This is a genomic window from Demequina sp., assembly GCF_016278775.1.
In the GTDB taxonomy this organism is placed as follows: domain Bacteria; phylum Actinomycetota; class Actinomycetes; order Actinomycetales; family Demequinaceae; genus Demequina.
On the sequence record NZ_JADQBF010000023.1, the window covers coordinates 1 to 24336 of the forward strand.

The 24336-nt window shown below is 64.8% G+C and carries 22 protein-coding genes; 19 read left to right on the forward strand and 3 right to left on the reverse strand.

Going from position 1 to position 24336, the window contains the following annotated elements; all coding sequences use genetic code 11:
- The 3 genes from QZZ33_RS03560 to QZZ33_RS03570 form a co-directional block, all read right to left on the reverse strand.
- Nucleotides 1–1159: MFS transporter (locus QZZ33_RS03560; RefSeq protein WP_291378252.1), on the reverse strand; the 1159-nt coding region annotated here is incomplete at its 3' end.
- Nucleotides 1156–1776 carry a helix-turn-helix domain-containing protein gene (locus tag QZZ33_RS03565; protein ID WP_291378253.1) on the reverse strand — a complete coding sequence of 207 codons (621 nt, stop codon included), beginning with the start codon at nt 1774–1776 and terminating at the stop codon, nt 1156–1158. The genes QZZ33_RS03560 and QZZ33_RS03565, both read right to left, overlap by 4 nt.
- Nucleotides 1777–1853: 77 nt before the next feature.
- Nucleotides 1854–4094, reverse strand: coding sequence for an MMPL family transporter (locus QZZ33_RS03570; RefSeq protein WP_291378255.1), 2241 nt, complete (start codon nt 4092–4094; stop codon nt 1854–1856).
- 68 nt (nt 4095–4162) lie between these two features.
- On the opposite strand from QZZ33_RS03570, the gene QZZ33_RS03575 reads away from it, so the two are divergent.
- From QZZ33_RS03575 to QZZ33_RS03665, 19 genes are all read left to right on the forward strand, one after another.
- Nucleotides 4163–5494 carry a replication-associated recombination protein A gene (locus QZZ33_RS03575; RefSeq protein ID WP_291378257.1) on the forward strand — a complete coding sequence of 444 codons (1332 nt, stop codon included), beginning with the start codon at nt 4163–4165 and terminating at the stop codon, nt 5492–5494.
- Nucleotides 5495–5617: 123 nt separating this feature from the next.
- Nucleotides 5618–6244: a 30S ribosomal protein S4 gene (gene rpsD / locus QZZ33_RS03580; RefSeq protein WP_291378258.1), complete on the forward strand. Its 627-nt coding sequence runs from the start codon at nt 5618–5620 to the stop codon at nt 6242–6244.
- 93 nt (nt 6245–6337) lie between these two features.
- Nucleotides 6338–9007: an alanine--tRNA ligase gene (alaS, locus tag QZZ33_RS03585; RefSeq protein ID WP_291378260.1), complete on the forward strand. Its 2670-nt coding sequence runs from the start codon at nt 6338–6340 to the stop codon at nt 9005–9007.
- A 22-nt stretch (nt 9008–9029) separates the two neighbouring features.
- On the forward strand, nt 9030–9467 hold the full coding sequence (gene ruvX, locus QZZ33_RS03590) for a Holliday junction resolvase RuvX (RefSeq protein WP_291378262.1): 438 nt from the start codon (nt 9030–9032) through the stop codon (nt 9465–9467).
- Nucleotides 9460–10578 (forward strand): endolytic transglycosylase MltG, encoded by a 1119-nt coding sequence (gene mltG / locus QZZ33_RS03595; protein ID WP_291378264.1) that lies wholly within the window; start codon nt 9460–9462, stop codon nt 10576–10578. Before ruvX ends, mltG begins: the two co-directional genes overlap by 8 nt.
- Nucleotides 10579–10586: 8 nt before the next feature.
- On the forward strand, nt 10587–11432 hold the full coding sequence (locus QZZ33_RS03600) for a shikimate dehydrogenase (RefSeq protein WP_291378266.1): 846 nt from the start codon (nt 10587–10589) through the stop codon (nt 11430–11432).
- A gap of 77 nt (nt 11433–11509) precedes the next feature.
- A complete protein-coding gene (locus QZZ33_RS03605) occupies nt 11510–13177 on the forward strand; it encodes an ATPase, T2SS/T4P/T4SS family (RefSeq protein WP_291378268.1) in 1668 nt (555 codons plus the stop codon).
- Nucleotides 13178–13427: 250 nt separating this feature from the next.
- The gene (locus QZZ33_RS03610) at nt 13428–14603 is read left to right on the forward strand and encodes a type IV pilus twitching motility protein PilT (RefSeq protein ID WP_291378270.1); all 1176 of its coding nucleotides are present in this window, start codon (nt 13428–13430) and stop codon (nt 14601–14603) included.
- A gap of 18 nt (nt 14604–14621) precedes the next feature.
- The gene (locus QZZ33_RS03615; RefSeq protein WP_291378272.1) at nt 14622–15851 is read left to right on the forward strand and encodes a type II secretion system F family protein; all 1230 of its coding nucleotides are present in this window, start codon (nt 14622–14624) and stop codon (nt 15849–15851) included.
- A 104-nt stretch (nt 15852–15955) separates the two neighbouring features.
- On the forward strand, nt 15956–16339 hold the full coding sequence (locus QZZ33_RS12510) for a prepilin-type N-terminal cleavage/methylation domain-containing protein (RefSeq protein ID WP_366475538.1): 384 nt from the start codon (nt 15956–15958) through the stop codon (nt 16337–16339).
- Nucleotides 16340–16443: 104 nt separating this feature from the next.
- Entirely contained in the window at nt 16444–16935 is a 492-nt protein-coding gene (locus QZZ33_RS03625; RefSeq protein ID WP_291378274.1) for a type II secretion system protein, read from the forward strand.
- A gap of 1 nt (nt 16936) precedes the next feature.
- On the forward strand, nt 16937–17491 hold the full coding sequence (locus tag QZZ33_RS03630) for a prepilin-type N-terminal cleavage/methylation domain-containing protein (RefSeq protein WP_291378276.1): 555 nt from the start codon (nt 16937–16939) through the stop codon (nt 17489–17491).
- Nucleotides 17482–19098, forward strand: coding sequence for a hypothetical protein (locus QZZ33_RS03635; RefSeq protein WP_291378277.1), 1617 nt, complete (start codon nt 17482–17484; stop codon nt 19096–19098). The genes QZZ33_RS03630 and QZZ33_RS03635 overlap by 10 nt, the downstream gene beginning before the upstream one ends.
- On the forward strand, nt 19095–19880 hold the full coding sequence (locus QZZ33_RS03640) for an A24 family peptidase (RefSeq protein WP_291378278.1): 786 nt from the start codon (nt 19095–19097) through the stop codon (nt 19878–19880). Before QZZ33_RS03635 ends, QZZ33_RS03640 begins: the two co-directional genes overlap by 4 nt.
- Before the next feature lie 60 nt (nt 19881–19940).
- The gene (gene pilM, locus QZZ33_RS03645; protein WP_291378279.1) at nt 19941–20996 is read left to right on the forward strand and encodes a pilus assembly protein PilM; all 1056 of its coding nucleotides are present in this window, start codon (nt 19941–19943) and stop codon (nt 20994–20996) included.
- Complete coding sequence (locus tag QZZ33_RS03650) at nt 20993–21784, forward strand: hypothetical protein (protein ID WP_291378280.1); 792 nt, start codon at nt 20993–20995, stop codon at nt 21782–21784. The genes pilM and QZZ33_RS03650 overlap by 4 nt, the downstream gene beginning before the upstream one ends.
- A gap of 3 nt (nt 21785–21787) precedes the next feature.
- Nucleotides 21788–22642, forward strand: a complete 855-nt coding sequence (locus tag QZZ33_RS03655; RefSeq protein WP_291378281.1) for a hypothetical protein — start codon at nt 21788–21790, stop codon at nt 22640–22642.
- A gap of 75 nt (nt 22643–22717) precedes the next feature.
- Nucleotides 22718–23902: a chorismate synthase gene (aroC, locus tag QZZ33_RS03660; RefSeq protein WP_291378282.1), complete on the forward strand. Its 1185-nt coding sequence runs from the start codon at nt 22718–22720 to the stop codon at nt 23900–23902.
- A partial coding sequence (locus QZZ33_RS03665) for a shikimate kinase (RefSeq protein ID WP_291378283.1) occupies nt 23902–24336 on the forward strand: 435 nt, incomplete at its 3' end. The genes aroC and QZZ33_RS03665, both read left to right, overlap by 1 nt.

Sequence of the window (24336 nt, forward strand, 5' to 3'; positions counted from 1 at the left end):
CGCCGCCGGGGGTGGTGGCGCTCGTGAGGAGACCCAGCGTGAGTCCGACCCCGATGCCAGCGAGTTGAAGCGCCATCGAGTTGACGGACAGCATCGTGGCGCGCTCTCGGGACGTCACGGCCTCGTGCGTCAGTTCGTCGAGGAGCGGGGAGCCAAGCCCGAGCAGCACGTAGAACGCCACGTACACGACAGCGATCACGGCTAGGGCAGAGACGCCAGCGGCCGCGAGCGCGCAGGCGGCACCAACGGATCCGACGAGCGCCACGCGTGACGGAGAGCGGAGTACGCGGGTAGCCAGGGGAGCCATTGCGGACCCCAGGGCTGAGCCTGCAAAGCCGAGCGTCGCTAGCAGCGCGTAGGTCGCTCCGGCCGATCTCCTGGAGCCGAGCACCTCCGCGAGGTGCGCTGGCATGAGCAACTCCATTCCTGCGAGCGCCACTCCCACCGCCGCAATGACCATCAGGAGGCGTCGCAGCATGGGGTGCGTTGCCGCGAGCCGCACGCCCGCGGCGATCGTTGACGGCACGGCTTTGGCGACTTCTCCAAGGCGGAGCGCGACGGAGCGCCGGGGCTCCGTCACCCAGGCCATGACGAGGCCCGCCTGGATGAGCGCCGCGACGGCGGCGACGAGGAACGGGGTAGACAGTGCGATGAGCGGGGCATCGCTCGCCGGTAGCCGCGTGAGCGTCAGGACGCTGCCGGCGCCGATGGTGCCGATGGCCAAGGCGATCGATTCGCCTGCCGCCGCCTGGGACAGCCCGCCGCGAATGGGGGCATCGACAGAGATCTCGCGTGACCGATCCACGTACCAGGACTGCAAGGGCCCTGAGTCCAGGGCGCGTGCGAGGCCACGGATTGCGGCGGCTGCGGCAAGCACGGCGAAGGACGTGCCGAGTGCTGTGACGATGGCCGCCGCGACCGACATCAGTGCGGCAGCGACCAGGACGGGCCGGCGTCCCACCACATCGGAAAGCCCGCCGGTCGGCAGTTCGAACGCCATGGTGGTTGCGCCGTAGATCGCCGCCGTCATGCCTATCTGCCCGAGCGAAAGGCCACGCGCCTGACCGATCAGCACGAGCGCCGGGACGGTGAGCCCCGTGGGCAGCCACCGCAAGGCGGTCAGCATGACGAAGCGGCGGCGGATCTGTGAGAGGTTCATGCGTCCATGTCCGAAGGGGCCGCCGGAGCGCCAGGGAAGGCGTAGGCGAAGAACCTCACTGCTCGGGCGCCGTCCGGTCGGGTGTCGAGCGCCGAGTCGCGGCCAGTGAACGGTGCGAAGAGGTCGTAGATCCCCTGGGTGACACGCGCCAGTTCTTCGGGCGTGAGCCAACTCACCAAGTCCGTGGAAAGCGATGCCGCCTTCCACGGCTCGGGCTCATGGCCCCTTCTTGCGACGAATGAGCGCCACGCGGCCATGCGGTAGTCGTCGACGGCTTCGCCCACGGCCCGTGCGGCGGCCTCGCCCCCTGGGCCGTCGTCGGCGATGAAGATGCCCTCGTCGCGGGAGGCCCAGTAGCGCTCCCTGCCTCGCCCGCCCTCCACGCGGTGGACATGAGCGAACTTTGCCAATTGCCTGAGGTGGTAGGAGCAGTTGGCTGGAGACTCGCCCAACCGCTCGGCGCACTGGCTCGCCGTGAGGGGTCCCTCGGCGAGCAGGTCGAGGAGAGCGAATCGGACGGGGTGTGCGAGGGCGCGCAGCTCTTTGGGGTCGTCGATGCGGCGCACGGGCCACGGGGGTCGCGGAGAGTTGTCAGGTGGGCGGGAGTCGTCGCGCATAGTGTTGAAAGTACTCTTTCGAAAGAACTATTGCAATAGCGAGCGAGCAAGGCGCACCGCCAGTCACGGGAGGTGTATCAGTGCGAGATTCCCGAGCGGCCGTAGAGGCGGCGCAGGGGAGCGGGGGCCCACCAATTCCAGTCGCCCAACAGGGTCATTGTCGCGGGCACCAGCAGCATCCTGACAAGGGTGGCGTCGAGCAAGACTGCAATGGCCAAGCCGATGCCGACCTCCTTGATCACGAGCATCGAGCCGCTCGCGAAGCCAAGGAACACGATGATGATGACGGCTGCGGCAGACGTGATGATGCGCCCCGAACGCTGCAAGCCCTTGCGCACCGCCACATCATTGCTTTCGCCTGCGTCTACTTGCTCCTTGATGCGCGCGAGGAGGAACACCTCGTAGTCCATCGCCAGACCAAAACCGAAGGCGATGATGAGCACCAACACGTACGTCTCGATTCCGCCGGTCGAGGTGAAGTCGAGTAGCCCCTCAAGATTTCCGTCCACGAAGATCCAGGAGACGATGCCCACGCTCGCGGCCAGTGACAGCCCGTTGATCACGAGCGTCTTGACCGGCACCAACAGGGACCCCGTCATGAGAAACAGCAAGATGAAGGTTGCGAGCACCACAAGTCCCACGGCCCAGGGGGCTCCTTGAGACAGCGAGTCGACAAAATCCACCTGGATGGCTGCCTGGCCCCCGAGGTACACCACGAACGGCGCGTCGAGCGCCCGCACGTCGCGCAGGAGCGAAGTCCCCTCCTCGCTCGCCTCGTCGGAGTGGGCGGTGACGATGCCAGCCATGGCCATTCCATCGGGGCCCGGCTGTGCCGGGGTCACGCGCACCACCCCCTCAAGTGCTGAAACCTGCGCCAACCACCTGTCCAACTCGGCTGCGGTCGCATCGGCGACCACCTGAATGTCCGGCTCTGCCAGCGCGGGGTAATGCGCGTCGAACACCTCGATGAACTGACGGCTCTCGTTCGATGCGGGGAGCAGCTCCTCTTGGGAGTTGCGCACCGCGACGTTGGCCAACGGGCTCGCCAACACCACCAGCAAAGCGGTCACGGCGCCGACCACCACCCACGGACGGCGCTGGACGGTGCGAGCCAGACGCTCAAAGAAGCCGTGCTCGGATTGCACGTCAGCAGTGCGCCGCAGTATGGCGCGCAGCACGGGCACCTGGTGTAGCACGGAGACGCGCGCCATGCGATCGCCATAGAGGTACACGACCGCAGGCACCAGAGTGAGGGCGGCAGCGAGGGCCATCACCACGACGCCCAGAGCGGCGCCGCCGATGCCACGGATCAGTTCGGCCCCAAAGACGAGCATGCCGCCTACCGAGATGGCCACGGTCACGGACGAGAAGAACACGGTGCGACCGGCTGTGGTGAGGGTCGCCACGAGCGACTCGGCGCGAGCCTCGTGCGTCGCGTCGTTCCCCCGGGCGGCGAGTTCCTCCCGATAGCGCGAGACGATGAGCAGGCCGTAGTCGATCGACAGGCCGATTCCAAGGACAGTCACCACGTTGATGGCGGACTCATCCAAAGCGATGGGATACGAGAACGCAAAGAGAACCGCCCAGCCCCCGGCGATCGACGCGAGGGCGCCAACGAGCGGCGCGGAGGCCGCGAGGAAGCCGCCGAACACCAGCACCATCACGAGCAGCGCGACGGGCAAGGCGACCGCTTCACCCGTCACGAGATCGGCCTGCATTTGGCTGGTGAAGTCGTCGTACAGGAGGGGGTCGGAGTAGACGAGCACGTCGCCCTCGCCCTGATAGGCATCGGTGAACACCTGGGTAGCCGCACGGTGCGTCGGCAGGGGATCGTCGTCGAGGGGTGCGTACGCGACGATCACCAGCAGCGACCGGCCGTCGGACCCGACGAGCGGGTTGGCGCCGGGCGCGGCGGCCGGGTCACGACCGTCGGCGCGCAACTCCCCGATTGCGGGGCCGGGGATCGTGCCGTATGGCGTGGTCACCGCGCCCACGCGCTGACCCGTGGCCACCTGCGTGGCGGCGTCCGTGACCGCCGTCTGGGTGTCGGTCTCAGTAGCGTCAACACCCTGAACCAGGAACGAGAGTTGCGGCCCCGTGTCGGCGGGTGCGGCCTCCTGCATGAACTCGTACACAAACGTCGAATCGGCGCTCTTGACCGTCGGCACACCGGTCTCGGTGCGTTCGTAGAGGTTGCCGTCGCCGACTCCCAGCAACGAGAGTGCGAGCATGGCAGCGGCGGCAAGGATCCACGCCACGATGGTGACGACGGGATGGCGGGCGACGGCGTGGGCGATGGCGGCGAACACGTCAGCCATCGTAGGGCACACCCGAGCGCGTTCCGCGGGCGACCGCGCAGTCATACCCGCCACCTACAGTGGAGTCCGTGGACCTCTTCGACGCCGCCAGGATGGACGGCACCGGCGTGCCCGCTCCAAGCGCGTCGGCGCCGCTCGCCGTGCGGATGCGGCCCCTGACTCTCGACGAGGTCGTGGGCCAGTCTCACTTGCTAGGGGAGGGCGCGCCGCTCGCGCGTCTCATCGGTCACAGCACTCCCGCCACGAGCGTGATCCTGTGGGGTCCGCCTGGGACGGGCAAGACGACCCTCGCGTACCTGGTGGCAGGCAAGCGCAGATTCATCGAGCTCAGCGCGGTGACCGCTGGCGTCAAGGACGTGCGAGCCATCATCGAGGACAGCAAGCGGCGACTCGCCACGGGGGAGCGGGAGACCGTCGTCTTCATTGACGAGATCCACCGCTTCACGCGCAGTCAGCAGGACGTGCTCCTGCCCGCCGTGGAGAACCGCTGGATTACCCTCATCGGCGCCACCACAGAGAACCCATCGTTCTCCGTGGTGGGTCCGCTGCTGTCTCGGTCCCTGTTGTTGACACTGAAGCCGCTCACGGACGCCGACATCGGCGCGCTCCTCGATCGGGCCATGGCGGATCCGCGCGGCCTGGGCGGCGACGTCACTGTGGACGCCGACGCCAGGGCGCACATGGTGCGGGTGGCTGGCGCAGACGCCCGCAAGGCACTCACCTTGCTCGAGTCGGTGGCAGAAGCGGCGGCGGACAATGACGGGGTCATCACGGCGGCGGTGACCGAATCGGCCATGGACGCGGCGCTCGTCGCTTACGACAAGTCCGGCGACCAGCACTACGACGTGATCAGCGCCTTCATCAAGTCGGTGAGGGGATCGGACGTCGACGCCTCCCTGCACTACTTGGCTCGCATGGTGGTGGCGGGGGAGGACCCCCGCTTCATCGCACGCAGGCTCGTCATCCTTGCCTCTGAAGATGTCGGTCTTGCGGATCCTCAGGCGCTGCTCATCGCCCAGGCGGCGGCCGATGCCGTGAGCTTCATCGGCATGCCGGAGGGACGCATCCCGCTAGGGGAGGCCACGGCGTATCTCGCGTTGGCGCCAAAGTCCAACCGGTCGTACCTGGCGATCGACGCGGCCATCGCCGACGTGCGCGCGGGGAAGGCCGGCGTCGTCCCCTCCCACTTGAGGGACGCCCACTACGCGGGAGCAGAAGGACTCGGCCACGGCAAGGGATACCAGTACTCCCACGATGCCGCACACGGTGTCGCAGCGCAGGAGTATCTGCCGGACTCGCTGGCCGGTTCTCGGTACTACCGGCCCACGGAGCACGGGAACGAACGCTCGATCACGGAGCGGCTTGCCACGCTGCGCAGGCTCCTGGGGCGCGAGAACTGACTTTCCGCCAGTTCTTGCTATCATTGGCGTCTGCCCTCGCGGACGGTTGGCTGCTGTCGCCGCGACATCACAGATAGTGAACGGCTCTGGCGTGTCTCGACACGCCCACACTTAAGGAAAGTAATGACTCAGGTTCAACGCGCGCGCCGCCAGGTGCGCCTGTCCCGCGCTCTCGGTATTGCGCTCACCCCCAAGGCAGTCAAGCACTTTGAGAAGCGTCCCTACCCGCCAGGCGAGCACGGCCGTACCGCACGCCGCAAGGAAAGCGACTACGCCGTCCGTCTGCGCGAGAAGCAGCGTCTTCGCGCCCAGTACGGCCTGCGAGAGAAGCAGATGGCGCGCACGTTCGAAGAGGCTCGCAAGGAGGCAGGCCTGACCGGTGAGGCCTTCGTCGAGTTGCTCGAGATGCGACTCGACGCGCTCGTGCTTCGCGCCGGATTCGCCCGCACCATCCTGCAGGCCCGCCAGACGGTGTTGCACCGCCACATCCTCGTCGACGGCAAGATCGTCGACCGGCCGTCGTTCCGGGTGTCGCCAGGCCAGACCCTCCAGGTCAAGGCCAAGGCCGTCACCATGGAGCCCTACATGGCCGCGGCAGCAGGCGCACACCGTGACGTCCTGCCAGAGGTGCCCGACTACCTGGACGTTCAGCTCGAGAAGCTGACGGCTCAGTTGGTGCGTCGGCCCAAGCGCGCCGAGGTTCCGGTCATCTGCGAAGTGCAGTTGGTCGTTGAGTACTACGCGCGCTAAGACGCACTAGTCTCTTTGCAGACCTGAACCAACGTCCGCCGGGCCCATGGCACAAGTCGGGGCCCGGCGTCGTTGTCTCGTGTGGAGGTAGTGATGCGTACCGCGGAAATCAGCAAGCGCTGGCTCGAGTATTTCGAGTCCCAGGGTCACGCCGTCGTGCCCTCGGCGTCGCTGATATCTCCCGACCCGTCGCTGCTGTTCACCGTGGCGGGGATGGTGCCGTTCATCCCGTACATCATCGGGTCAGAGACGTCGCCGCACCCGCGCATTGCCACCGTGCAGAAGTGCATTCGCACCAAGGACATCGAAGAGGTCGGCAAGACCACCCGCCACGGGTCGTTCTTCCAGATGTTGGGCAACTTCTCGTTTGGCGACTACTTCAAGGAAGGCGCGATTCAACTCGCGTGGGACTTCCTGACTGGTCCGGAGTCTGAGGGCAAGCTCGGCCTCGAACCGGACCGCTTCTGGGTCACCATCTGGGAGAAGGACGACGACGCCTACGGGTACCTCACCGACGTGGGCGTCAACCCTGACCACATTGTGCGCCTGACGCGTGAAGAGAACTTCTGGGACACCGGTCAGCCGGGTCCCGCTGGCCCCTGCGCCGAATGGCACTACGACAGGGGCCCCGCCTACGGGCCAGAGGCGGTGGGTGGCACTGTCGACCCCGGCGGTGACCGTTACCTCGAGATCTGGAACCTGGTGTTCGACCAGTTCCTGCGGGGACCCGGCTCCGGCAAGGACTACCCGCTCATCCGTGAGCTCGACCAGAAGGCCATCGACACCGGCGCAGGCTTGGAACGCATCGCGTTCCTCAAACAGGGCGTGGAGAACTTCTTCGAGATCGACGAGGTCTTCCCCGTGATCGCCAAGGCAGAGGAACTCTCGGGGCGCACGTACGGCACAGACGGCGACGACGACGTTCGCTTCCGTGTGATCGCAGACCACGTGCGGTCGTCGCTCATGCTGATCGGCGACGGCGTGACGCCAGGCAACGAGGGTCGTGGCTACGTCCTGAGGCGTCTCTTGCGCCGTTCCGTCCGGTCCATGCGGCTGCTGGGCGTCACCGAACCCTCGCTCGTCGCTTTGATCACGACCAGCTACGAGGCGATGCGGGCGTCGTACCCCGAGCTCGACAAGGTCATTGACCACATCGCGGCCGTTGCGAGCGCAGAAGAGGAGGCCTTTGCGCGCACCCTCACGCAAGGCACCTCGCTCTTTGATGACGCCGCCGCCAAGGCAAAGTCCGCTGGCGGACGAGTCTTGGGTGGCAAGGAGGCGTTCACGCTGCACGACACGTACGGCTTCCCGATTGACCTGACGCTTGAAATGGCGTCCGAGCAGGGCCTCACGGTTGACGAGGGCGCTTTCCGCTCGCTCATGCAGGAGCAGCGCGACCGCGCACGTGCCGACGCCAAGGCCAAGAAGGGCGCCCACGGTGACTTTGGCGCCTACCAAGAGATTGCCGCCAAGACACCTTCCGTGTTCCGCGGTTACGACGAGCTTCAGGTGCAGTCCACGGTGGTCGCCCTCATCAAGGACGGTGTGGGCGTGCCCGCCGCTTCGGTGGGCGAGTCGGTCGAGCTGATCCTTGCCGAGACTCCCTTCTACCCCGAGTCCGGCGGTCAAGACGCGGACACCGGTGAGATCCGTGGCTCGAATGCGACCCTCGACGTGATGGACGTGCAGCGTCCGATCAAGGACGTCATCGTCCATTCGGTGAAGGTCGAAGAGGGCACCATCGCTATAGGCGACGTCGTGTCAGCCGAGGTTGACCCGCTCAACCGCAGGCTCGCCTCGAAGGCGCACTCGGCAACCCACCTCATCCACTCAGCCCTGCACGAGGTGCTCGGCAAGCAGGCCAACCAGGCGGGTTCTTACAACAAGCCCGGCTACATGCGCCTCGACTTCTCGTGGACACAAGGCGTCTCTGGTGCGGCCAGAAGTGAGATTGAGGACATTGCCAACCGCGCCATCCGCGAGGAGCTCCCGGTCGACACCAACATCATGTCTCTCGACGAGGCGAAGGCGCTTGGCGCCATGGCCCTGTTCGGGGAGAAGTACGGGGACCGCGTACGCGTGGTCGAGATCGGTGGGCCGTTCTCTCGCGAGCTGTGTGCGGGAACTCACGTGGATAACTCGGGCCAGGTCGGACTGCTCACGGTGACCGGCGAGGGATCTGTGGGCTCGGGCGCGCGCCGCATCGAGGCGCTCGTGGGCGCCGATGCCTTCAGCCACCTTGCTGCCGAGCGGTCCATCGTCAGCGAGTTGACCGCGTCGCTCAAGACGCAGCCCCACGAGCTTGCCGGCAGAGTGCACTCCTTGGTGGAGCGGCTCGCCCACGTCGAGAAGGAGCTCGCAGGAATGCGTCAACGGGCACTCCTTGCGGCAGCTGCCGGAATAGCGGGCGATGCCTCAGACGTCTCCGGAATCCGCCTCGCCAGCCTCGCGGTCTCCGACGCTGGCAGCGCCGAAGACCTGCGTGCCCTCGCGCTCGATGTGCGCGCCAGACTGGGCGACGGCCAACCCGTCGTGGTCGCGTTGGCGGCAGATATCGATGGCAAGCCCTCGATCGTCGTCGCCACCAATGCCCCCGCGAGGGATGCGGGGTTGCGTGCAGGGGACCTGGTCAAGATCGCCTCGCAGGCACTCGGAGGCGGTGGCGGCGGCAAGCCAGACCTCGCCCAGGGAGGCGGCCAAGATTCGATGGCGATTCCTTCGGCGCTTGACGCGATTGCCGCATCAGTGGGCGGGCGTGGTTAGGGGAGCGCGCATCGGCGTCGACGTGGGTACTGTCCGTGTTGGCGTCGCAGCGAGCGATCCCGACGGCATCATGGCCTTCCCCGTAGAAACGGTTGATCGCCTCGGAGAGTCGGCCGCCAGAGTAGCCGCGATCGCGGCGGAACGCGATGCCATCGAAATCTACGTCGGGTTGCCGCGACACCTGTCAGGCAGCGAGGGCATCTCGGCTGCGGACGCGCGAGCATTCGCCTCGCTGATCGCGGAACGCGTCGACATTCCCGTCCGTTTGGTGGACGAGAGGCTGTCGACGACGTCCGCGTCGCGCTCAATGCGCGAGGCCGGCCGAAACTCGAAGAGCCAACGATCGACTATTGACCAGGCCGCCGCCGTCGTTATCCTCGATACAGTCTTGGATGCTGCGAGGCGGGGGAATCTGGGTACAGTGGCCACAACGGTGGCCCGCGAGGAGAACCATGACTGACCTGTTCGAAGCCGAGGCGACAACGACGACGTCGTTGGACTTGCGTCGGGTGCAGCGACTCCAGCGCCGCGCGAGGCGACGCAAGTGGGCGCTCGTCTTGATCTCCATCGGCTTGGTGGTCGTGGCTATTGCCGGTTCGTACGCGTACAACTTTGTGACCACCACCTTCGAGCGCGACAGCACGGAGATCGCCGACTACGACGGTCTGGGCCAAGGCGTCGTCCAGGTGGTCATCGAGTCCGGTGACACGGGCGAGGAGATCGCGGCGACGCTCTACAGTTCAGGTGTCATTGCCTCCGAGCAGGCCTTCATCTCCGCAGCACGGGCCAACCCAGACTCCTCTGGGATCAAGCCGGGCTTCTACTTCATGTCACGGGAAATGAAGGCAGAGTACGCCCTACTCGCTCTGCTCGACCCGAACAATCGTGACCTGCGCAAGGTCACCATGGTCGAAGGCAAGTCCCTCGATTACTACTACGACAAGATCGCCTCGCTGACGGGCTACTCGATAGAAGAGGTCGAGGCTGCGGCGGAGGACACCGAGGCTTTGGGCCTTCCCCCGGAGGCGAACGGCAATCTTGAGGGATGGCTGTTCCCGTCGACGTACAACTTCAACCCTGGCGTGACGCCGTCCGACATGCTGCGAAAGATGATCGCCACCACCATCGAGGTGCTCGACAGCCACGGCGTTGCTCCAGAAGACCGCTTGCGGATCCTGACGATTGCCTCGCTCATTGAGATGGAGGCGGGTCTCGACGTGGACCGGCCGCTCATCTCCGGCGTGATCTACAACCGCCTTGATCGGGAAATGAAGCTCGAACTGGACGCGACGGTGAAGTACATCGCCCCGTCAGACGGCCCGTTCGTCAGCGCCGACGACAAGAAGGTCGACTCGCCATACAACACGTACATGTATACGGGGCTCCCGCCAGGTCCGATCTCGGGCTCAGGAGAGGCTTCGATCGAGGCAGCCGTCGCTCCGGCCAGCCACAACTACGTGTTCTACGTCACCGTCAACCTCGAGTCGAGGGAAACGCGCTACGCAGAGACGTACGACGAGCACCTCAAGAACACCCAGATACTCCAACAGTGGATCGCAGACAACACGTAGGACGGACGGTGCGACGCCGGGCGGCGGTTCTCGGTTCCCCGGTGTCGCACTCCCTGTCGCCTGTGCTCCATACGGCGGCCTACAAAGCGCTGGGGATCGGTTGGGAGTACGAAGCAATTGAGGTGGACCAGGCTGGCCTGGAGGGATTCCTCGCCGGTTTGGATGACGCATGGGCAGGGCTATCACTGACAATGCCACTCAAGGCCGAGGCCGCGCGCCTGGCCGACTTCGTGGAACCTCAAGCGAGGCTTGTGGGCACCGTCAACACCCTCGTCCCGTCCGGTGTGGGCGAGTATCGACAGTGGGTGGGGGCCAACACCGACATTCATGGGGTGACTGCGGCTTTCGCCGAGGTCGGCGTCTCGCGGTGCACAAGCGCCGTGGTGGTGGGGGCAGGTGCGACCGCCACCTCAGCAATTGCCGCCTTCGGCTCCATCGGCGCCGTGCGTCCTCGCGTCATCGTGAGAAGCAGGGCGAGGGCCGGTGCGCTCATGCGCGCGGCTTCCAAGATGGGCGTGCAACCTCGATTTGTTGACCTTGACTCTTCAGAAGCGATCGAAGCACTTGAGCAAGCGGACGTCGTGGTGTCGACCGTTCCCGTCGAGGCTGGCGCCGCACTGGGTGGCCGGCTTCGCGCGGCCCAGGCGACCACGCAGGGGCATCTGCTGGATGTCGTGTACTCGCCGCTGGTGACTCCACTGGCGCAGTCCTGGTCCCAAGGGGGAGGGGCGACCATCTCAGGCGTGCGGATGTTGCTGCATCAGGCGGGCGAGCAAGTGCGCCTGATGACCGGACTGAACGCACCCATGGGGGCCATGGAGGCGGCTCTGAACAGGGTGTTGACTACGTCATAACGCCTTCACCTAAGGTCGCTGCCGATGTTATGTTCGGCTCCTGAGTTTCGGGGGCGACTAACGGGCCGGGAGACCGAGTGCGACAACTAGGTGAGATTCTCATCGCAGAAGGTGCTGTGACCGAGCACCAGTTGATGGACGCCATCGATGAGCAGCGCAGCAGGGGTCAGACGCTGGGCCGCACCCTCGTGGAGCTTGGCCTGATCACCGAGTCTCAGTTGGTGCGCTCGCTGGCGCAGCAAGTGGGCATGGAGTTCGTGGACCTGAGTTCCTACGCGGTTGACCAATCCGCGGTGGCCTTGGTCCCCGCAGTCTTGTGCCGACGTCACAACGCTCTGCCCATCGCGCGCGATGGCGATGTTCTCAAGCTGGCCATGGCGAACCCGAGCAACGTCGTTGCCGTGGACGATTTCCGTTCGGCTTCGCGCATGCAAGTCGTCCCCGTCATCGCCACTCATGACGACGTGGCTGGCGCGATCGATCGCTATTGCCGCGCCGATACCGAACTCGACGAGCTCCAAGAGGAGCTTGGCGAGGTCGGAGACATGGCTGGCGATCTCAGCGGGCTATCAAGCTCCGTGGAAGACGACGCGCCCATCGTGCGGTTCGTCAACCTGCTCATCACCCAGGCGATCTTGGACAGGGCTTCCGACATTCACATCGAGCCTGGCGAGAAGGACATGGCCATCCGGTATCGCATCGATGGCGTGTTGCACGAGATGCAACGAGCCCCGAGAGCCTCGGCCGCTGGTGTGGTGTCCCGCCTCAAGATCATGAGCGACATCGACATCGCCGAGCGTCGCAAGCCCCAGGATGGTCGCCTGTCCGTCACCCACCAGGGTCGCAAGATTGACCTCCGTGTCGCCACTCTTCCCACGGTGTGGGGCGAGAAGGTGGTCATGCGTATCCTCGACAACACGACCGCGGCTCTCGATCTTGAGGACCTTGGCCTCAGCGAGTCGAACTCGTTCCGTTACCGCAAGTCATTTACCAAGCCCTACGGCATGATTCTGGTGACGGGCCCCACGGGTTCCGGAAAGTCGACCACCCTGTACGCGACGCTCAACCAGATTGCGCGCCCGGAGATCAACGTCATTACCGTCGAGGACCCCGTCGAGTATCGGATCCCTGGTATCAATCAGGTGCAAGTGAACCCCAAGGCGGGGCTGACGTTCGCAGCGGCCCTCAGGTCGATTCTTCGTGCGGACCCTGACGTGGTGCTGGTGGGCGAGATTCGCGACAAAGAGACCGCCCAGATCGCGATCGAGGCCGCCCTGACGGGCCACCTGGTCCTGTCGACCCTCCACACCAACGATGCGCCTTCAGCGGTGACGCGGCTCATCGAGATGGATGTGGAGCCGTTCCTTGTGGGATCGGCTGTCGACTGTGTCGTCGCGCAGCGGCTCGCCCGTCGCCTGTGCACCAACTGCCAAGAGGACCAGGCGTTCCCCACGAGCCAGCTGCCGGACAAGATCAGACCGTTCGTCGACGGTGTCGAGACGACGCTGTCGGTGCCCATCGGGTGTTCGCACTGCTCGCAGACCGGTTACCGCGGCCGCCTTGCCCTGCACGAGATTATGGTGGTGGACGAGGACTTGGAGCGGCTTGCGGTGGCACGGTCGTCCTCCGCTGAGATCGGGCGGGTGGCCGTCACCAATGGCATGGAGACTTTGCTGATGGATGGTTGGGCCAAGGTTCAAGCGGGGCTCACGTCCCTTGAGGAATTGCTGAGGGTCGCGAAGTGATGAGCAAACCGCCAACGAAGCCAGGAGGCTATGCCCGATGAATACGCACTTCGACCCATCACAACGGGACGAGTATGCCGCGCCATCAGCGCCCCGGCAGAGCCCGGTCCCGAGCGGCGACATTCCTCGCCAAGGACCACCTGCCGGCGTTCCGCACCAGGCACCTCAGGGACCGGTTCCGCAGGGCTACGGAGCCCCGGCCACCTCTCCCGGTGGTGCTCCCGCGCCGCGCAACGACACCGGCCCGATCATGCCCGGTCCGCCGACGCCCACCCAACAGCCCTCAGACGTTCCAGGGATCAATTCCCCAGCCAAGCAGCAGCGCGTCGGCATGGCGCAAGAGGCGCAGCCGGGCGATCTGGACGTGGCAAATGCGTTGAGGGCGATGCTGCGTACCGGCGCATCCGACCTTCACCTGACCACGGGCGCCCCGCCTATGGTGCGCCTCGACGGCCAGCTGGCCGCCTTGCCCGGTTTTGAGGTGCTCAAGCCCGACAGCCTGCAGCGCTCGCTGTATTCGATGCTCACCCAGAAGCAACGCGAGAAGTTCGAGGAGGACTTCGAACTCGACTTCTCCCACGCGCTCGTGGGCGAGGCCCGCTTCCGTGTCAACATCTATCGGCAGAGGGACTCACTCGGCGCCGCGTTCCGGGTCATTCCCTACGAGATCAAGCCGCTGGAGGCTCTCGGTATCCCACCGTCGGTATCCGCTTTCGCGGCCCTCCCGCGCGGTCTGGTGCTGGTGACAGGGCCCACCGGATCAGGCAAGTCGACCACTCTCGCGTCGCTTGTCGATCTCGCCAACCGGTCGCGGAGCGCGCACATCATGACGGTGGAAGACCCCATCGAGTTTCTTCACCGTCACAAGCGGAGCCTGGTCAACCAACGCGAGGTGGGCTCCGACACTCACTCCTTCCAGGCCGCGTTGCGTCACGTCTTGAGGCAAGACCCAGACATCATCCTCATTGGCGAGATGCGCGACCTCGAGACCATCCAGGTCGCGTTGACAGCGGCGGAGACAGGGCACTTGGTGTTCGCCACGCTGCACACGCAGGATTCCGCGCAGACTATCGACCGCATCATCGACGTGTTCCCCTCCGGCCAGCAGGGTCAGATCCGCACGCAACTCGCGACGGCCGTTCAGGGCATCGTGTGCCAGACGCTCATGAGGCGGGCAGACGGACCGGGGCGAGCCGCCGCAGTCGAGGTGCTCATCGCCACGCCAGCTATTCGCAATCTCATCAGGGAAGGCAAGAGTCACCAGATCTACACCGCGTTGCAAGCGGGTGCGAGTCTTGGCATGCAGACCATGGATCAGCACCTCGCGGAACTGGTGAAGAACGGCACGGTGGCCTACGAGGCCGCGGTCGAGATGTGCCACAGTGTCGAAGAGTTCAAGCGCCTCTGCGGCAGAGCCGCCAACTAGGTTCGGAGGTCTGACGCCATGGCAACTCCCACCAAGAAGTACGAGTTCACTGCCCGTGACGCTTCTGGCAAGGTGCAGAAGAGCACGATGGAGGCGCCCTCAGAGACGACGGTTGCTGCTCGCCTGAGGGACAAAGGACTGACTCCGCTGCATGTGGCGGAGACGGGCGGCAAGGGACTGAACAAGGAAATCTCGATCCCGGGCCTGAGCAACAAGATCACGCTGAAGGACATCGCGATCATGGCCCGGCAGCTCGCCACCATGATCAGTTCAGGGTTGTCATTGTTGAGGGCGCTCATGATTCTTGCCGAACAGACGGAGAGCAAGCCGCTCGCGAAGGTGCTCGGGGAGGTCAGGGGCGACGTCGAAGCGGGTCAGAGTTTCTCGAAGTCGCTGAGCAAGCACCCAAACGTCTTCCCGCCGATCATGATCAACATGGTCAAGGCGGGGGAGGTGGGCGGCTTCCTCGACGACGCTCTGCTGTCGATCGCGGCGAACTTCGAAAACGAGGTGGCACTCCGCGGCAAGATCAAGTCCGCCATGACCTACCCCGTGGTCGTGTTCTTCATCGCGATTCTGGGCGTGTCGGCGATGTTGCTCTTCATCGTGCCCGTCTTCGCGGGGATGTTCGACAATCTTGGGGGCGAGTTGCCGTTCGCGACCCAGGTGCTCGTGACCTTGTCGACCATTCTCAAGTTCGGGTCGCCGTTCTTTGTCGTCGGAGCCATTCTGTTCGCCGTGTGGTGGGGCCGCAACAAGAACCGCTACGAGATCCGGGCGCGAGTGGATCCCATCAAGTTGAAGATGCCAGTGTTTGGGCTGCTCATGCGAAAGATCGCATTGGCCCGCTTCACACGAAACTTTGGCGCTATGGTGAGGGCTGGCGTCCCCATCTTGCAGGCCCTCGACATTGTGGGCCAGGCCTCAGGAAACGTGGTGATTGAAAAGGCGACGAGCGCGGTACAGGATTCGGTGCGACGCGGGCAATCGTTGGCCGGGCCTCTCGCGCAGCACCCCGTCTTTCCTCCCATGGTGGTGCAGATGATGGCGGTGGGAGAGGACACCGGCGCCCTCGACGTCATGCTTGACAAGATCGCCGACTTCTACGATCAAGAAGTGGAATCCACCACAGAGCAGTTGACCTCGCTCATCGAGCCAATCATGATAGCCGTGCTGGGTACTTTGATCGGTGGCATGGTGATTGCGCTGTATATGCCGATTTTCAAGGTATTCGACTTGATCGGGTAAAACTTCACATTTGCACACACAACGTGCGCCGTCTCATCCGTGAGGCGGCGAACGGCCCCGGATCACGTTCGGGGCTTTGACCCTAACAATGAGAAAGGCACGACATGCTCGCAAAGATTCGTAAGCGTCTCGAGGAGAAGGAAGAGGGCTTCACCCTCGTCGAACTCCTCGTCGTCATCATCATCATCGGCATCCTCGCCGCCATCGCCATTCCGCTGTACCTGAACCAGCAGGCGAAGGCCAAGGACGCCGCCACCAAGTCCGACCTGAAGAACGCGCAGATCGAGCTTGCCAGCCAGATGGTCGAAGACCCCGAGTTGGCTTCTGTCGACCTCTCGTGGTTCGACAAGTCTCCCGGAACCTCCTTTGTCGCTGCGACCGTCAGCGTCGGCGCGGAGTCCTTCTGCATCCAGGCGACCAACCCGAACGGTTCACAGAAGACCTTCAGCATCAACCAGACGGGCAACCTGACCACGGCGACCTGCTAGTAGTCTGAACTGTTTGGCACGAAGTATGACGTTGCGGTTGCGCGGTGCGCCCGGGCCTTGATGGCGGGGTGTACCGCGCAACACGCGCGACCGAAGGGAGCGGCGTGAGAGCGAAGGCGGGCGACGACGCAGGCTTCGGCATCGCCGAGGCTCTTGTGGCGATCCTGCTCTTTGGCATCTTGGCCGTGGCGCTTGTGCCGCCGATCATCCTTGCGTTGCAAGTTTCTGCGCGCGCCACCATCATCGCCACCGCCTCTCAGGTGGCAAACGAACGCATCGAACTCGCACGAGCCGCGAATGGCTCTTGTAGCGACTTCCACGATTTCTTGCGCGCACCGATCCCCACGTACGACGACGCCCGTGGGGTCGAGTTCACGGTGAACCAAACGCCATCGGCCGCGACGGCGTCCTCCTATGTGGTAAGCCCCGCAGGCGGCGCAGGCGATGCCGACAGTGACGGGTTGCTCGACTCCTTCTGTGACGGGTCCACTGTCGATGTGATCAGCTTCAACGTCGACGTGGTGTCGACCGCTCCGAACAACCCCGATGCCGCGCAAGCCACCACGCTCATCGCGGTTCCCGGGTTCGGAGACTGAGATGAGACGCGTGCAGCGTGACGACGAGGGCTTCACCCTGGTGGAACTCATCGTGTACATGGTGCTGTTCGGAATCGTCGGCACGATGGTCGTGATGCTCGTGTGGAATGGATACAGGAGTCAGCTCAACGTGACCGAGACGACGTACAACAGCGGCAATCTCCAGAACGCCGCAACCGCGCTCGATCACGACGTGCGCTACTCGTCGGCATTCTCGGTGACGGAAGGCGGCGCGCTGCTGCGGACCCGCACCTGGGTCGGGGACCCCGAGACCGGAGGATTCCAGTGCCACGGCTGGTATGTCGACTCCACCAACAACACTTTGCATCGCGGCACCGGTGCGGGCAACACGGCAGGGGCCAGTGCCGGGACGGCCAGGCTATGGCCGCTGTACGCGGACGGCGTCGTGGCCTCGACCGCATTCACGGCCGTTGACGACCAGACGGTGAGGATCCGCCTGACGGGCACGCCCGACGCGTGGGGCCGAAGCACCGTCATTGACACCACGATCGTGCAACGTCCGCAGTCATCTGATGGGAGCGGGACATGTTTCTAAGGCGCGCTACGAACAGAGACGACGCTGGCATGGCGCTCGTGATGGTGCTCGGCATGATGTTGCTGATGGGGATCGTATTGGTCACTCTCGTGTCAGCCGCAGTCTTTGGCATCAGCTTCACCACCCAGACCCGAGCATCGGTGCAGTCGGTCGCTGCGGCGGAGGCGGGAATCGACTTTGCAGGCGCCGCAGTCATGAACGAAGACTGCGCGACCGCCACCTCTTCAGGTGTATTCGACATGACCGGCGCAACGCCAGCGTTCGAGGGCGTCGTGTACACCAAGGCCGACGCCACGTCGGCGTATGTCGCGGGCTGCCCCGACCCTGACGACTATGCCTTCAAGATTGTGTCAACGGGGTACGCGGAGAAGTCCGGAATCAACGGCAAGGACACGGGAGACATCGAGACGCTCGAGGCTGAGTGGATCAAGCACGAGTCCGCGCCGCTGTTCGAGGACGCGGTGCGCGGCGATGTGTATGTCGGATCCGCGGGAATCGCAGGCATCCTGGCCGCTGACGATGACGCCAACGTGTTCACCGTGGGCGACTTCTATTGCCCGTCCGGCGTGACGATCGAGGGTTCGCTGGTGGTGGCTGGCGATGCCAAGTGGACGCAGAGCACGTGCAGGGTCACCGGCGACGTCTATGTGGGCGGCAACCTGACCTATCCCGTGAGTCCCGGCGCCCAGCCCAATGTCGGTGGAGACCTGTACGTGGTGGGCAATGTCCGCTCGGGGGACTGGCAGGACTACGGCGACTTTGGGATGTCCAATGACAACCAGTACATCAACGTTGCTGGCACTGTGCGCGTCGGCGGCCTGATGCACGCGTACTGCAGTTACCCGCAGCACGCTCCCAACACGGATTGGAGCGGGTACTCCGGATGGCTCGGATACGACTGCTCCGACACCGGTTCCCGCGTCGAGATGCGCGTGCCCGGCCTGACAGTGAATACGGACAAGGAGTATGTGGCGCTGACCACGTCTTCTGACCCCTGGGCATCGTGGTCGCCGATGGAGTGGGACACGATGGATGGCGTCGATCCCGGATCGGTGCCCGACGGGCGTCGCATCAGCAGCGGGCAGTGCAGAAACCACCCGTGGAATGGCAAGGGCGTCATTGATGTGACCACCAACACGGTGATCGACACCACCCCGGAGTGCAGCAATGGGCTGCTCCTTGGCGACTACGGCGGCCTCACCATCAATATGTCGGCTGACCTGGCCATCTACGCCCACTACTTCTACGGCAACGGCAACATCACGATCAACTCCACCGACGGGCAGCCGCACAGCCTGTACCTGATCGACCCCGCCCCGGCCGGCTTCACGGAATGCCCGGCGTCCGTGCCGTCACCAAGCGCCTCCAACGGTGGCTTCAAGTTCAGTTCGGGCGCGTGGAACCAGGATCCCGAGATCGCGATTCTGGCCTACACCGCAGGGATGCTGGAATCTGGCCGCAGTGACTTCCACTTTGGCGGGCAGGTCTACTCCTGTAGCGCCAATTTCACGAGCGGCTTCTATCTTGACTTCCGCCGGGTGGGCGATGTCTCTGCTTCGGACGACTTCTCGAACTTCGAGGTGAACTACATCCGGCGGAGCGGATGATCGTTGCTTTCACCGTCCTCGCCTTCGTGCTCGGACTTTTGTTGGGGTCGTTCGCCAACGTGGTGATCTACCGGGTTCCCGCGGGGATGTCCGTAGTGAAGCCGCGCAGCCGTTGCCCGCAGTGCGAGACCCCCATACACGCACGACACAACGTCCCGGTGCTCGGATGGCTGTGGTTGCGCGGCAAGTGTGCATCCTGCCGTGAACCAATCAGCATCCGTTACCCCGTGGTCGAACTGACAGCGGGTGTCGCGTTCGCCCTGATCGTCGGCCTCTCCGGGTTGCGGTGGGTCACGCTCTTGTTGCTCGTATTCGCCATCTTCTCGATCATCCTGGCTGCGATCGACCTTGACGTGGGTCGGCTGCCCAGCGCCATCGTGGGCCCTCTGGCCATCACCACGGCGGTGGTGATCGCGCTGGGTTCCGGCTTCACCGACTCCTGGGGCATTGCGCTGAGGGCGCTGCTGGGAGCACTGGCTGTTGGATTGCTGTATCTGACCGCTCACCTGATCTATCCCAGCGGGCTGGGCTTCGGTGACGTTCAGCTGGCGCCCGTCATCGGCGCGATCCTCGGGGTGTTCGGATGGGGTCCCGTTGTGGTCGGAACGTTTGCCGGCTTCCTGTGGGGCGCGCTCGTCGGCGTCGTCGTGATGATCGCGACGGGCAGGGCCCGAAAGGTCCGAATCCCCTTTGGCCCGTGGATGCTCGCAGGGGCGTGGACCGGGGTGATCTGGGGCGAGCCGGTGTGGGACTGGTATCTCGCGACAATGCTTGGCGCGTAATGCTTGAGTTCGTGGCGGTGCATGCCGATAGGTCAGACGGAACGTGACGAAGGGGACACTGTGGGCACAAGGTCAGTAGCAATCGACATCGGTGCGACCGTGCGTGTTGCGGATGTCGAACTTGCCAATGGCGCGGATCCGCGCGACGGAGCGACTCTGCATTCCTATGCCCAGCGTCCCGTTCCGCCGGGAGTGATCCGCGACGGCGTGATCGAGGAACCGGCAGCCCTCGCCTCGGTGATCCGCCAAGCGGTGTCGATTGCGAAGCCCTCCTCGAAACGGGTGATCGTCGGCCTCGGACATCCGAGTGTGGTGGTTCGCGAGATCGACGTGCCAGCGCAGAACATGGACAAGGTGCGAGAGTCGCTGGCACTCAACGCTCAAGACCAACTTCCGATGGCTCCGGAAGACGCGGTGCTCGACTTCTATCCGACGTCCGAATATCAGGCACAGGCGGGACTGACGCTGCGCGGCTTGCTCGTTGCCTCGTCGCGTGAGCTTGTGCGGGAGATCGTGAGCGTCCTCGACACCGCAGGAGTCAGGGTCACCGGAATCGACCATGCGGCGCTCGGTCTGTGGCGCGGAGGCTGCCGAGGCGCCTTCATGGAACACACCATCGCGTTTGTGGATGTGGGTGCGTCGCGAACCCTGTTGACGGTGTCCCAAATGGGCGTGCCAACTCTCATCCGCGTGTTGCCGCAGTCGAGCAGCGACGCAAACCGTGCGATCGCCAACGCGCTCAAGGGACAGACGGCCGACGTGGAGGCATTGAAGCGCGAATACGGAATGGACCTCAACACGTCCGGCAATGCTAGAACCGTGGCCGAAGCGGCCGCGCATGCGCTGATGCCTCTCGTTGAAGCGATCCGCAACACCCTGGTCTACGTGTCGAGTTCCAACCCGGGTTCGGGGGTGGACCGGATCGTATTGACGGGCGGCGGCGCATACGTTCGCGGCTTCGGACAGGCGTTGTCGAGCGCGACTCGGCTACCTGTCAGTATTGGCGACCCGCTCGCCTCCATGCGAATTGGCAGGAAGGTCGACCGAGGCGCCCTGCAAGGACGTGAGGCAGAGCTCGCCACCGTCATTGGTCTTGCGATGGGGGGTCAGAAATGAACCAGACTGCGCTGAAGTACGGGGCACCTGCGCTCGCATCCGTCAACCTCGTTCCCAAGGAGATCGCCGAGCGCAAGACGATGCGGGCCGTGCGCCTGGTTGCCATCGTGGCGCTGCTTGTCACGTTGGGGGTCGTGGCGCTGGGGTATCTCACCGCCCTAGGCGTCAAGGCCGTTGCACAACGAGAACTCGACGACGCCGCCACGGAGCAATACTCCACCTTGGTCAAGCGGGACAAGATGGTGCCCGTGTACTTCGACTACGTGGAACGCGAACAGCAAGAGCTCGCTCTCGCCCAAGCGGGCTGGGCCGAAGTGTCATACTCTGACCTTGCCTTCGCCTTCGCCAATACCGCAACGGGGGCCACCTCCAGTTTTGAGTCCATCTCCCTCACAGGCCCCAACGCGGTTGGTGTGCCCGGCCCGAGTGGTGACCTTCTGGTGGGCAACGGTGTCGGCTTGGTGATGTTTGAAGCCCGTGCGAGCAGTCCTGCCCAAGCTTCCGAACTGATCGCGCGCATGGAGGCCGTTCCCGGAATCGCCGGTGTGCGTGCTAGCTCAGAGTCGTTTACGGGCGTGTCAGGCGAGATCTACTGGAGAATCTCCGGCACCGCCGTGATCACCGAGACCGCGCTGACGAACAGGTTCCTGACGGAGGACGTCTTGGGCGGACTCGACGTCTTGTCGCTGGTGACCATTCCCTCGGCGGCAGAACTAGAGGCGGCCGAGGACGCGCAGGCCGAGGAGCCGAGCCCATCTACTGAACCGTCGGCCGAGGGTGAGGGCTAAGCGATGAACTCCAAATATGCTCCGATCGCCGCACTCACGGTGCTTGGCATCGTGGTGATCCTTGTGGTCGGGTGGTTTGTGCTCATCTCGCCGCAGTTGTCGACAGCGAGCGACTTGCGCTCCACTCGAGACAAGGTGGAAGCCAACACCGCCACCATTGTCGAAGAGACCACAAAGCTGAGCGAGTATGAGGCGAGTTTCGAAGACGGGATCGACCTGTCGGAGACGATTGCTCAGAATCTTCCGTCGGAAGTGGACGTCCAGGCCATGCGGTCGCGCGTTCTGACGTCGATCAGTGGCAGCAAGATGGAGATCTCCAACCTGGAGTTCGGAGCGTCCTTCCCTGTGGAGGGCTGGGAGGTGGAGACGCGCGGCCTCACCTCGAGTGCCATAGCCAGGTTGTTCCAGACGGGCCCCGTGCCGATTGCGGGCATCGAGCCTCCCGCTTCCGACGCAGAGGAGCTGACGCTGAACGAAGCCGGGGACTATGTTCCGCCGGTCTCTGCAACGCGTGCCGCGGGGCCGCTTGTCGACTCGCTGTTTGGCACGCCGATCAGTATCTTGGCCACCGGCACCTACGCGGAGGCGGAGCAATTGCTAGCACGTCTTCAGGACAGCGAGCAGCAACTCTTCCTTGTGCACGACCTGACGATCACTGCTCGCAATGAGGGAGCCCCTGCGGTCACCGGCGTAGCGGACGCCAAAGACGGGGACGTCATCGTGAACGTCACGGGGGCGTTCTATTACCTGAACCCGTCCACGGCCGTCGAAGACGAGCCCTGGCCTGGCCCGATTGGCGCCCAGGGCGCGCCCTTCGTGCCGGGAGACGGTGCCGAGCCGCAATCGGGTGCGTCGTAGGTCGACGGATACGGGCATCTCGGGCGTGAGTGGCCTTGCGCGGCTTCGAGGGCTCGCCGTGGAACAATGTGACCCATGCTTCGATGGTTGACCGCTGGCGAATCCCATGGCCCTGCGCTTGTTGGAACCCTAGAGGGTCTTCCGGCAGGCGTTGAGGTCACCTCTGCCGAGATCCAGGCGGCGCTCGCGCGCCGGCGCCTGGGTTACGGGCGCGGCGCGCGGATGTCGTTTGAACAGGATGAAGTGACACTTCTTGGTGGCGTTCGCCACGGCGTGAGCCAAGGCGGACCAGTCGCGGTGATGGTGGGCAACACCGAGTGGCCCAAGTGGGAGACCGTGATGTCGGCCGACCCGGTGGATCCCGAGCTACTGAAGGGCGGGCGGGCTCAGTCCCTCACGCGGCCACGCCCCGGCCACGCGGACCTCGTGGGGATGACCAAGTACGGGCTTGACGACGCCAGGCCGGTGTTGGAGCGAGCATCGGCGCGCGAAACGGCGGCGCGAGTGGCGCTTGGCGCCGTCGCCGAGGCGTTCCTCGAGCAGGCTGCCGGCATCACCCTGGTCGCCCACACGCTGCAGGTGGGCCCCGTGCGCGTCCCAGACGACGCGCCGCTCCCCACTGTGGGCGATACCCCAGCGCTCGACGCCGGTCCCATCCGCTGCTTCCACTCCCAGACCTCTGCCGCGATGGTCGAAGAGATTGACGACTGCCAGAAGTCTGGGGACACGCTCGGCGGCGTCGTCGAAGTAGTTGCGTATGGCGTACCCGTCGGCCTCGGATCGCACGTCCACTGGGATCGTCGCCTCGACGCGCGGCTCGCGGCCGCGCTCATGGGCATCCAGGCGATTAAGGGTGTGGAGATCGGCGACGGCTTCGCCACGGCAGCGCGACGGGGCTCAGTCGCCCACGATGAAATCGAGTACGTCGAGGGCGGTGTCACGAGGCGCACCAATCGTGCAGGTGGTATCGAAGGCGGAATGTCCAACGCGGAGCCGTTGCGGGTGCGCGCCGCCATGAAGCCCATCAGCACCGTCCCGCGCGCCCTTGACACGATCGACACGGCCACAGGGGAGCCAGCGAAGGCCATCCACCAGCGTTCGGACGTGTGCGCGGTCGCTCCAGCTGCTGTGGTCGCGCAAGCGATGGTCGCGCTGACCCTGGCTGACGCCGTGCTGGAGAAGTTTGGCGGCGACTCGGTGAACGAGGTCAGGCGCAACATCGAGGCCTACAAGGCCGCCATCCCTGACACGTTGCGCTGATGCCGCCCGTCGTCGTCCTCATCGGCCCCCCTGGCTCCGGCAAGTCCTCCGTCGGCGCCCGCGTGGCGCGGCTGCTGGGTACCACGCTGCGCGACACCGATGCCGACGTCGAGGCCGCTGCTGGCCGTTCGGTGTCCGACATCTTCGTGTCGGAAGGCGAGGAGCGCTTTCGCGAGCTGGAGCGCCTCGCGGTGGCGAAGGCGTTGGTCGAACACGACGGCGTGCTGAGCCTTGGGGGAGGGGCGCCGATCGACGCGGATACTCAGGCGCTGCTGCAGCAATATGTGCAGGCCGGGGGAGCGGTGGCCTTTCTCGATGTGAGCCTCACCGCGGCAGTGCCGCGCGTGGGTCTCAACGTGACCAGACCCCTGTTGTTGGGCAATCCTCGTCAGAAGTGGCTGGCACTGATGACCGAGCGTCGTCCGGTCTATGAA

Excerpts from the sequence above, each read along its gene's own strand:
- QZZ33_RS03565 (WP_291378253.1), bottom strand. The coding sequence starts at position 1,776 with ATGCGCGACGACTCCCGCCCACCTGACAACTCTCCGCGACCCCCGTGG.
- QZZ33_RS03570 (WP_291378255.1), bottom strand. The coding sequence starts at position 4,094 with ATGGCTGACGTGTTCGCCGCCATCGCCCACGCCGTCGCCCGCCATCCC.
- rpsD (WP_291378258.1), top strand. The coding sequence starts at position 5,618 with ATGACTCAGGTTCAACGCGCGCGCCGCCAGGTGCGCCTGTCCCGCGCT.
- alaS (WP_291378260.1), top strand. The coding sequence starts at position 6,338 with ATGCGTACCGCGGAAATCAGCAAGCGCTGGCTCGAGTATTTCGAGTCC.
- mltG (WP_291378264.1), top strand. The coding sequence starts at position 9,460 with ATGACTGACCTGTTCGAAGCCGAGGCGACAACGACGACGTCGTTGGAC.
- QZZ33_RS03610 (WP_291378270.1), top strand. The coding sequence starts at position 13,428 with ATGCCCGGTCCGCCGACGCCCACCCAACAGCCCTCAGACGTTCCAGGG.
- QZZ33_RS03615 (WP_291378272.1), top strand. The coding sequence starts at position 14,622 with ATGGCAACTCCCACCAAGAAGTACGAGTTCACTGCCCGTGACGCTTCT.
- QZZ33_RS12510 (WP_366475538.1), top strand. The coding sequence starts at position 15,956 with ATGCTCGCAAAGATTCGTAAGCGTCTCGAGGAGAAGGAAGAGGGCTTC.
- QZZ33_RS03630 (WP_291378276.1), top strand. The coding sequence starts at position 16,937 with ATGAGACGCGTGCAGCGTGACGACGAGGGCTTCACCCTGGTGGAACTC.
- QZZ33_RS03635 (WP_291378277.1), top strand. The coding sequence starts at position 17,482 with ATGTTTCTAAGGCGCGCTACGAACAGAGACGACGCTGGCATGGCGCTC.
- QZZ33_RS03640 (WP_291378278.1), top strand. The coding sequence starts at position 19,095 with ATGATCGTTGCTTTCACCGTCCTCGCCTTCGTGCTCGGACTTTTGTTG.
- QZZ33_RS03650 (WP_291378280.1), top strand. The coding sequence starts at position 20,993 with ATGAACCAGACTGCGCTGAAGTACGGGGCACCTGCGCTCGCATCCGTC.
- QZZ33_RS03655 (WP_291378281.1), top strand. The coding sequence starts at position 21,788 with ATGAACTCCAAATATGCTCCGATCGCCGCACTCACGGTGCTTGGCATC.
- aroC (WP_291378282.1), top strand. The coding sequence starts at position 22,718 with ATGCTTCGATGGTTGACCGCTGGCGAATCCCATGGCCCTGCGCTTGTT.